Origin of the sequence: Vibrio sp. Vb2960 (genome assembly GCF_033337665.1) — a bacterium.
Lineage (GTDB): Bacteria > Pseudomonadota > Gammaproteobacteria > Enterobacterales > Vibrionaceae > Vibrio > Vibrio alginolyticus.
This window is the reverse complement of sequence record NZ_JAWORD010000044.1, coordinates 1-6,368: the sequence shown is the minus strand read 5'-3', so window position 1 is coordinate 6,368 and position 6,368 is coordinate 1. Positions and strand designations below refer to the sequence as shown.

Here is a 6,368-nt window from a genome sequence, read left to right as displayed (position 1 = left end):
GGGGTCGCGGGTTCGAGTCCCGTCCACTCCGCCACTTATATTAAGCCTCAGTCGAAAGACTGAGGCTTTTTTCGTTTCTACTGCGGCGTTTCCCTGAAGTGTGTTTACACCTAACTAGACTACTCCCCATAATCCCTACTAAGCGAACTCTGCGTGATTACACACTAGGCTTTAATTAATATAGGCCGTTGATGCTGTGGAAAGACAATATGACCTACAAACAAACCTAAGTAATCTATGGTATTCAAAGGCGTTCAACGGCTTGAATCTTGATGAGAAAGAAAAAACGAATTGTGCGCATAATCCAGAAAAGCGTCATATATACCCCCAATCTCTCCTGGCTCAAAAATCAAACGACTTGAAAAGAATTGGAAGGTGAAAGATTGAAGGAGCTCTTCATTAGCGAGGTGATGATTTTCGACGCTGAACATTTGATGAGTCTCAGAAAAAATATATCGCCAAAGGGTAAGAAGCGCCAGAACAGAGAGGGGTAGCTTAGCTCGAGGCTGTAAGCTATGCGGAATACTCACAAACGTCAAAGCTCAAACCCATTAAGAGAGTCGCTCTAGATCTAAGTGGTTATGTGCTCACTAGCGGTACTAGAAAATAGTTAAGTATTCCAAATGGATTATATGAAAAAGCCAACTGCTAAAGCGGTTGGCTTAGTATAAAAATCTCGACGTACTTTAGAGCGAGAAATGATGTCTAAAGAATACGTTTTAAAACACCATCTGCCTTTAGGCGGGTAATTTTTCTGACCAGTCGCTGTACCCCTATAGGATAGTCTTCTACTTTCTCTAATTGCTTATAAGTACAGATAAGGTGAGTATGCTCAAGAATACGCGAAACTTCGTCTTCAAACGTCTCAGTGAGCTTCGCATAATTGTCTTGTATGAGTAGCCCATTTTCTAGGTCGAGTGACCAAGCACGTGGATTTAGGTTATTCCCAGTAAGTAGCATATAGCGTTTATCAACCCAAATACCCTTAAGGTGGAAGCTGTTATTGTCATGCTTCCATAGGTGAATTGACAATTTACGTGCTGCGATATTCGCTTCATTGGCTTTCGCAAAGCGACGCAAATTCACTTCGTAAAGATATGGAAGCCCGCCAATGGTTTTAAAGTCTTCCTCAGGTGCAATGTAAAAGTCGTTGGCGGTTTTATCACCCACAACAATAGTTACTTTCACACCACGCTTCATGGCTCGTTTCACTTCACGATGAAGTGCTTTAGGGAAGTTAAAGTAAGGCGTACAAATGAAAATTTCGTCTTGGGCTGCTGCCAGTAACTTTACAATCTGTTGATTGAGCAGATTACGGCGTTTGCCTAGCCCAACTAACGGAGTGACTTTTACGCTTTCTTCTGTTGCAGCTTGGTCTTCAAACTTATAGTTTGCTTGAGCAAGAGAAGCCCTCAGTTGGCGAATCGCCGACTTTATTTCTTTGGTTTCTGGCTTATCTTTTCCTGCAAGATCATTAACGGCAGGGTGAGCAATCATTTCTTCCTGAATGAATTGCACCATTGAATTCGCTAAAGATTCATGTCGAATCACATGGTAACGATCAAATCGATAACGTTCATGATAATGGAGATAAACGTTATTTAAGCTCGCCCCACTGTAGATAACAGTATCATCGACAATGAAGCCTTTTAAATGCAGTACCCCAAAAACTTCTCTGCCACGCACTGGTATGCCATAGACAGGGATTGGGTGTTGGTACTTACTGGCATATGCTTTGTAAAGCGCTGAATTACCCTCAGATGTCTCCGCACCAATCAGGCCACGCTGCGCTCGATGCCAGTCGACACAGATATTGATGTCCAACCCAGGATTGCGCTGTTTCGCTTCATAAAGCGCAGTGAGAATTTCACGTCCAGCTTCATCATCTTCCAGATATAGAGCGACTAGGTAAATTCGCGACGTTGCTTTGCTGATAGCATCTAAAAGACGGGTTCTGAATGATTCTGCTGAATACAGAACATCAAAGTCTTCCGGATTGACAGCGAGACTTGGCAACTGTTCGAATGGATTCCTACTTACTATCATATCGGTATGAGTACCTTAGTTTAGTGCAATATTGCGAACCTGCCATTTTATCAAAGATATGATTTACCTGGCTACAAAAGCACGCGTTTTGATGTCGTTGAAGAGATGAATTGCATTGGAATGAGATCTTTACCGCTATCTACATAACGTTGAAATGCCATTTTTAGCGGGTGTGGTAGCTCAGAGCAATCAATTGTTGTGAATCCATGCTTGGAATAATAGGATTCGAGATGTGTAAACGCGAAGCAATAATCGCCATCAGTGAAAACATTGCTTTTACAATGAGTTAGTAGTTCTTTTCCAATCCCTGTTCCCCTAACTTTCGGAATGACCAACATTCCTGTCAACAGACGAACTTTATCTACACTTTTTAAACGTAGTAACGCAATGATTTCACCTTTATGGCTTGCTGTAATGATCAATTCATCTTTTTTGGCTCGACCCGCAGGGTAATACGCTTTGTATAGTTTCTTAATGAGGGGGAGCTTGATGGGATTTAACACTTCTATGATTAATGAGTCTGGTATTGTCACTGCGGTTAAAAGATAACTAATGTAGAATGTCGACAGTTTAAGAGAATCTTATCTGGTGTTGCAAACCTACTATGCAAATTAAAACAAATGCGAGCCTAAAGGCTTACCATACTTTTGGAATTGAACAATCGTGTTCCTATTTAGCTATCGTTGAGTCGCTTGAAGATGTTATTGAGCTATTTCAAAACCCAAGATTCACCCATTTACCGAAACTTTTTTTAGGTAAAGGAAGTAATGTTCTTTTTACAGAACATTTTGAGGGATTAGTGATTGTTAATCGAATCATGGGTAAAGAAGTCACGGAAACGGATGAGCATTACCTATTACATATTGCCGGTGGTGAAGATTGGCCTGAATTGGTTTCCTGGTGTGTGAATCAGGGGATCGGTGGGATTGAGAACTTAGCTTTGATTCCAGGTTGTGCTGGCTCGGCTCCTATTCAGAACATTGGTGCGTATGGCCTAGAGCTAAAAGACATCTGTGATTATGTAGATGTTCTTGACCTAACTACGTTTGAAAACAAAAGAATGCACGCCCAAGACTGTGAGTTTGCCTATAGGGATTCCATATTTAAACATGCGTTGCACGGAAAGTGCTTTATCACCGCATTAGGGCTTAAGTTGGCGAAGCAATGGCAGCCGATTAACCAGTACGGTCCTTTACAAAGTATCCCAGAAGAACAACTCAGCCCTGCTTCTATCTTCGAACGAGTATGCCAAGTGCGAAAGGCAAAACTGCCAGATCCAACCAAGATAGGTAACGCAGGTAGTTTCTTTAAAAACCCAGTGATCACAGAAGATCACTATGATCGACTAACAAAAAAATACCCTAACGTAGTGGCCTACCCAGCTTCAGGAGGAATGAAAATTGCTGCTGGTTGGCTTATTGATCAGTGTGGATTAAAGGGGAAGTCTGTACATGGTGCGCAGGTCAACCCTATGCAAGCTTTGGTTTTGACCAACATAGATAATTGTAGTGCTGATGACATTGTCGCGCTTGCTTCTTTAGTGAAGCAGACGGTATGGGACAAATACCAAATCATACTTGAGCATGAAGTACGCTTTCTCAATCGTACCGGGGAGACCAATTTGACTCAGATCGAGGCATCTAGATGAGAAAAGATCACTCTACGAAACTTCATATTTTAAAGTTATTAAGTGATGGAGAGTTTCATTCAGGAGAAGCGTTGGGCGACGATCTTAATGTTTCTAGAGCGGCAATCGCTAAGCACATTAAAGGTCTTAGTGAATGGGGTATTGATATTTATCGAGTGCAAGGGCGCGGTTACCAGTTAGCCTCACCATTGCAGTTGTTAGACGAGACTCTCCTGACCACTAGCTCGGAGTCACTTGTTGAACTCGTCCCTGTGATTGACTCAACGAACCAATATTTGCTCGACAGAGTCGCGGATTCGGAAAAGGGCCGTGTTTGTATTACTGAATATCAAGCACAAGGGCGTGGTCGCCGCGGTAGACAATGGGTCTCACCGTTTGGCTCTAACTTATATCTCTCTATGTATTGGCGACTGGATGCAGGAATGGCTGCGGCAATGGGCTTGAGCTTGGTGATTGGGATTGCCGCAGTGGAAGCTTTGGAAGAAGTAGGCATGCAAGGTGTTAAACTCAAGTGGCCGAATGACTTGTATTATCAAGATAAAAAACTGGCCGGAATCTTGGTTGAAATGTCGGGTCAGGCCGGTGGGGCTGCTCATCTAGTGATTGGGATGGGCCTGAATATTGGAATGCCTGACGACCAGCCTGAGATTGACCAGCCATGGACCACGTTGAACCAAGTAAATCAGAGTCTCAAGATCGATAGAAATGTTCTAGCAATGACACTTATCAAGCATTGGAATTCCGCACTTGTCGAATATGAAATGAAAGGACTTACTGGCTTTATCGAACGTTGGAATCGGTTAGACAATTTCCTTAATCGTCAGGTCAAACTGCTTATTGGTCCTAGAGAGGTATATGGCGTCGTTCGAGGCATCGATCATCAAGGTGGAATATTAATCGAAACCTCCCAAGGACTAGAGACTTATATTGGTGGTGAAATCTCGTTGCGTAAAAGTGACTAATCTTCGATTACTTTCGCAACGAGACTTTATCAACCAAGTGGTTAACGCCTTTGTGTAGAATCAAGTGGGCTCTCTCACGAGTTGGAAGAATATTCAATTCTAAATTGAGCCCATTAATATCATGCCAAATTTGCTTCGCTTTTTTCTTTGCGTCATCGACAGAGAGTTGTGTGTAGTGGCTAAAATAAGAGCCTGGTTTCGTAAAGGCCCCTTGGCGAAACTTTAAAAAGCGTTCTACATACCAATGTTCAATGGTCTCTGTTTCTGCATCGACATAAATTGAAAAATCTAAAAAGTCAGAGACGAAGACACGATGCGGGTCATGTGGATAGTCCATTCCACTTTGCAGAACGTTTAAACCTTCAATAATAAGAACATCCGGTCTATCCACTTTTCTTAGTTCATCAGTAATGTCATACGTGATGTGAGAGTAGATGGGTACTTCAAGATCGGGCTTTCCTGCCTTTACGTCAGACATGAACTCGACTAAGCGCTTGATATCATAGGATTCTGGGAAGCCTTTACGATGCATGATACCGCGTTCTTCTAGTACTTTTTTCGGATATAGGAAGCCATCTGTTGTAACCAAGGACACTTTGGGATGATTCTCCCAACGAGAAAGCAATGCCGTTAGAATACGAGCAGTCGTACTTTTGCCTACAGCAACACTGCCAGCGATACCAATTACGAAAGGGGGAGCATGTTCCTCTGTATTTAAGAATTGTTGTAATACGGAATTGCGGCTTTGACGAGCTTGGACATACAGATTCAAAAGACGAGACAAAGGAAGGTAGATCTCTACCGCTTCCTCCATGGTTAGGTTTTCATTAATGCCCTGAAGCGCAGTCAAGTCGTCTTCAGAAAGTGTCATCGGTACAGAGTTTCTTAACTCGGCCCAATTTGCACGGTCAAATGACAAAAATGGACTCATGGGTCTCTTTTATCCTTGGTTTAATAGAAGCAAGAACATACATCAAGCGAACTTCAAAGCAAACGACAAAGGTCGAAGTTTGCTTTAAAAAAGCTAAGTTTGTACGAATTTGCAGCAAACGAATCTAAAAAATCGAAATTTATGATTTTTTTTCAAATTACTATTGCAACCTAGAAAATCATTCAATAGAATGCGCACCACTTATGCCGACTTAGCTCAGTAGGTAGAGCAACTGACTTGTAATCAGTAGGTCACCAGTTCGATTCCGGTAGTCGGCACCATTCTTTCCTTTAGTAGTCTGAATGGCTTGAAAATTTGGAGGGGTTCCCGAGTGGCCAAAGGGAGCAGACTGTAAATCTGCCGGCACTGCCTTCGATGGTTCGAATCCGTCCCCCTCCACCATATTCTTTAGGAAATAGCTCTCAGAGTTACGTGTTGCGGGCATCGTATAATGGCTATTACCTCAGCCTTCCAAGCTGATGATGCGGGTTCGATTCCCGCTGCCCGCTCCACTCTAATTTGAGTGCTGATATAGCTCAGGTGGTAGAGCGCATCCTTGGTAAGGATGAGGTCGGCAGTTCGAGTCTGCCTATCAGCACCAGCTCTCAAGTTTATTTCCTTTTGATATTAGATTTACCAATTATCTTTTTTTGGTTGCGTGGTCAATTTGGGCCACCTAAATCCGTACCTAGAGGGACCACTCATGTCTAAAGAAAAATTTGAACGTACGAAACCGCACGTTAACGTTGGTACTATCGGCCACGTTGACCACGGTAAAACA

5 protein-coding genes and 4 tRNA genes are annotated in these 6,368 nt (G+C 42.7%); 6 read left to right on the top strand and 3 right to left on the bottom strand.

From position 1 onward, the window contains the following. Positions 1–705: 705 nt before the first annotated feature. Entirely contained in the window at positions 706–2,046 is a 1,341-nt protein-coding gene (gene pssA, locus R7O03_RS22305) for a CDP-diacylglycerol--serine O-phosphatidyltransferase (protein ID WP_318132052.1), read from the bottom strand. Positions 2,047–2,117: 71 nt separating this feature from the next. Next, complete coding sequence (locus R7O03_RS22300) at positions 2,118–2,549, bottom strand: GNAT family N-acetyltransferase (RefSeq protein ID WP_213973597.1); 432 nt, start codon at positions 2,547–2,549, stop codon at positions 2,118–2,120. Between the two features lie 101 nt (positions 2,550–2,650). Here R7O03_RS22300 and murB point away from each other — a divergent pair, with 101 nt between their 5' ends. Further along, positions 2,651–3,694: a UDP-N-acetylmuramate dehydrogenase gene (gene murB / locus R7O03_RS22295; protein ID WP_213973596.1), complete on the top strand. Its 1,044-nt coding sequence runs from the start codon at positions 2,651–2,653 to the stop codon at positions 3,692–3,694. After that, complete coding sequence (gene birA / locus R7O03_RS22290; protein ID WP_256903466.1) at positions 3,691–4,656, top strand: bifunctional biotin--[acetyl-CoA-carboxylase] ligase/biotin operon repressor BirA; 966 nt, start codon at positions 3,691–3,693, stop codon at positions 4,654–4,656. The genes murB and birA overlap by 4 nt, the downstream gene beginning before the upstream one ends. Before the next feature lie 7 nt (positions 4,657–4,663). Here birA and coaA read toward each other — a convergent pair whose 3' ends face one another. After that, entirely contained in the window at positions 4,664–5,587 is a 924-nt protein-coding gene (gene coaA / locus R7O03_RS22285; RefSeq protein ID WP_005388683.1) for a type I pantothenate kinase, read from the bottom strand. A gap of 205 nt (positions 5,588–5,792) precedes the next feature. Between coaA and R7O03_RS22280 the strand changes: the two genes are divergently transcribed. From R7O03_RS22280 to R7O03_RS22265, 4 genes are all read left to right on the top strand, one after another. Beyond that, a tRNA-Thr gene (locus R7O03_RS22280) sits at positions 5,793–5,868 on the top strand. A 36-nt stretch (positions 5,869–5,904) separates the two neighbouring features. Next, positions 5,905–5,989, top strand: a tRNA-Tyr gene (locus tag R7O03_RS22275). Positions 5,990–6,024: 35 nt separating this feature from the next. Further along, a tRNA-Gly gene (locus R7O03_RS22270) sits at positions 6,025–6,099 on the top strand. A gap of 13 nt (positions 6,100–6,112) precedes the next feature. Beyond that, positions 6,113–6,188: transfer RNA gene (locus tag R7O03_RS22265), tRNA-Thr, on the top strand. Positions 6,189–6,368 lie beyond the last annotated feature (180 nt).

Excerpts from the sequence above, each read along its gene's own strand:
- pssA (WP_318132052.1), bottom strand. The coding sequence starts at position 2,046 with ATGATAGTAAGTAGGAATCCATTCGAACAGTTGCCAAGTCTCGCTGTC.
- murB (WP_213973596.1), top strand. The coding sequence starts at position 2,651 with ATGCAAATTAAAACAAATGCGAGCCTAAAGGCTTACCATACTTTTGGA.
- birA (WP_256903466.1), top strand. The coding sequence starts at position 3,691 with ATGAGAAAAGATCACTCTACGAAACTTCATATTTTAAAGTTATTAAGT.
- coaA (WP_005388683.1), bottom strand. The coding sequence starts at position 5,587 with ATGAGTCCATTTTTGTCATTTGACCGTGCAAATTGGGCCGAGTTAAGA.